3 protein-coding genes are annotated in these 2,267 nt (G+C 62.6%); all 3 read left to right on the top strand.

Annotated elements, in window-relative coordinates; all coding sequences use genetic code 11:
* Nucleotides 1-872, top strand: an 872-nt coding sequence (gene pdhA / locus WEA77_RS12205; protein WP_368068159.1) for a pyruvate dehydrogenase (acetyl-transferring) E1 component subunit alpha, incomplete at its 5' end; no start/stop codon positions are given.
* Nucleotides 869-1,270 carry an MAPEG family protein gene (locus WEA77_RS12200; RefSeq protein WP_368068158.1) on the top strand — a complete coding sequence of 134 codons (402 nt, stop codon included), beginning with the start codon at nucleotides 869-871 and terminating at the stop codon, nucleotides 1,268-1,270. The genes pdhA and WEA77_RS12200, both read left to right, overlap by 4 nt.
* A 2-nt stretch (nucleotides 1,271-1,272) precedes the next feature.
* The coding region (locus tag WEA77_RS12195; RefSeq protein WP_368068157.1) for a pyruvate dehydrogenase complex E1 component subunit beta at nucleotides 1,273-2,267 on the top strand (995 nt) is incomplete at its 3' end.

Below are 2,267 nucleotides of genomic sequence, written 5' to 3'. Positions count from 1 at the left end.
GCTTCTGCCACCTCTATATCGGGCAGGAAGCGGTTGTGACCGGCATGCAGGCCTGCCTGAAGGACGGCGATCAGGTCATAACCGGCTACCGCGACCACGGCCACATGCTGGCCTGCGGTCTGGACCCCAGCGGCGTAATGGCGGAGCTGACCGGGCGCATCGGCGGCCTGTCGCGGGGCAAGGGCGGCTCAATGCACATGTTCTCGAAGGAAAAGAACTTCTATGGCGGCCACGGCATCGTCGGCGCGCAGGTCCCGCTCGGTACCGGCCTCGCCTTCGCCAACCGGTATCGCGGCAATGATAATGTGAGCCTCGCCTATTTCGGCGACGGCGCGGCCAACCAGGGCCAGGTCTACGAAGCCTTCAACATGGCGAGCCTCTGGAAGCTGCCGGTGATCTACGTGATCGAGAACAACATGTACGCGATGGGCACGAGCGTGGAACGTGCCTCGGCCGAGGTCGAGCTCTTCAAGCGCGGCATCTCGTTCGAGATTGAAGGCGAGGAAGTCGACGGAATGGATGTGCTGGCCGTGCGCGAGGCTGGCGAGAAGGCCGTGAAACATGCACGCGCCGGCAAGGGGCCGTACATTCTCGAGATGAAGACGTATCGCTACCGGGGCCACTCGATGTCCGACCCCGCGAAGTATCGCAAGCGCGAGGAAGTCGACGACATCCGCACGCACCATGATCCGATCGAGGGCCTGAAGGGCCAGCTGATCGAGCTCGGCCACGCGACCGACGACGACCTCAAGAAGATCGATAACGAGATCAAGGCCATCGTGAAAGAAGCGGCTGACTTCTCGCTGGAAAGCCCGGAGCCGGACGCCCGCGAGCTGTGGACGGATGTTTTGATCGAGGAGGCGGCCGGATGATCGCGGAGCTCTCCTGGCTGTCGGCCACAACCGCGCTTTTCTTTGTCTATATCTGCGGAGAGATCGTCGCGGCAAACATACAGTACAAGCCGAAGGACCTGCTTGGGCCCCGCGACACCCTCGCGGCCGCCAGTTTGGCGCTTGGCAGAGCGAAGCGCGCCACGGCCAACATGATTGAAGCGATGTGCATGTTCGTGCCCCTGGTGCTCGTCGCAGTCATAAGTGAGCGGACGAACGAGTGGACGCAGGCGGGCTGCATGATCTTCTTCCTGGCGCGCCTCGCCTTTGCGCCGCTCTACTGGTTCGGCGTGCCGGTGTTGCGCACCCTGGCCTTTTTTGCCGGTGTGACCGGCGTGGTCATGATTTTTCTTCAAGTCCTCCCGTTTTCCGGAGCCTGAATATGTCAGTAGACATCCTGATGCCCGCACTGTCGCCCACCATGGAGGAGGGCACGCTCTCCAAATGGCTGAAGAAGGAAGGCGACAGCGTCAAATCCGGCGACATCATCGCCGAGATCGAAACCGATAAGGCGACGATGGAAGTCGAGGCCGTCGATGAAGGCGTGATCGCGCGCATCGTTGTGCCGGAGGGCACCGAAGGCGTGAAGGTCAACGCGATCATCGCGGTGCTCGCTTCAGACGGTGAAGAGGTTTCGAAACCTGCGCCGAAGGCAGAGGCCGCTCCCGCCAAGGCCGAGCAGGCCGAAGCCCAAAAGGCTGTGCCCGAAACAGAAACACCTGATACGGCCGCGCCGGAACAGCCGCGCGCAAAGGTGGTGGCTGATCCCTCAATTCCCGAAGGTACGAGCTTTACCGAAACCACCGTGCGCGATGCGCTGCGCGATGCCATGGCCGAAGAGATGCGCCGCGACGAGCGGGTGTTCGTCATGGGCGAGGAGGTCGCGCAATATCAGGGCGCCTACAAGGTGACCCGCGAACTGCTGCAGGAATTCGGCGAGCGCCGCGTCATCGATACGCCGATCACGGAGCATGGCTTTGCGGGCCTCGGCGTGGGCGCTGCCTTTGCGGGCCTGAGGCCGATTGTCGAGTTCATGACCTTCAACTTCGCCATGCAGGCCATCGACCATATCATCAACTCGGCCGCCAAGACGCTTTACATGAGCGGCGGCCAGATGGGCTGCCCCATCGTGTTCCGCGGGCCGAACGGCGCCGCCAGCCGGGTCGGCGCTCAGCATAGCCATGACTATTCGTCCTGGTACGCACAGGTTCCCGGCCTCAAGGTCATCGCGCCCTATGATGCAGCGGATGCCAAGGGCCTGCTGAAAGCCGCAATCCGCGACCCGAACCCGGTCGTGTTCCTCGAGCATGAGCTGCTCTACGGCCAATCCTTCCCGGTGCCGGATCTGGACGATTTCGTTCTGCCCATCGGCAAGGC

Source organism: Hyphomonas sp. (genome assembly GCF_040882205.1).
In the GTDB taxonomy this organism is placed as follows: Bacteria; Pseudomonadota; Alphaproteobacteria; order Caulobacterales; family Hyphomonadaceae; genus Hyphomonas.
The sequence above is the reverse complement of the archived record's forward strand: the minus strand, read 5'-3'. Positions and strand labels throughout refer to the sequence as shown.

What these genes read in the sequence shown, in the direction of transcription:
- WEA77_RS12200 (WP_368068158.1), top strand. Translation starts at nt 869, where the DNA reads ATGATCGCGGAGCTCTCCTGGCTGTCGGCCACAACCGCGCTTTTCTTT.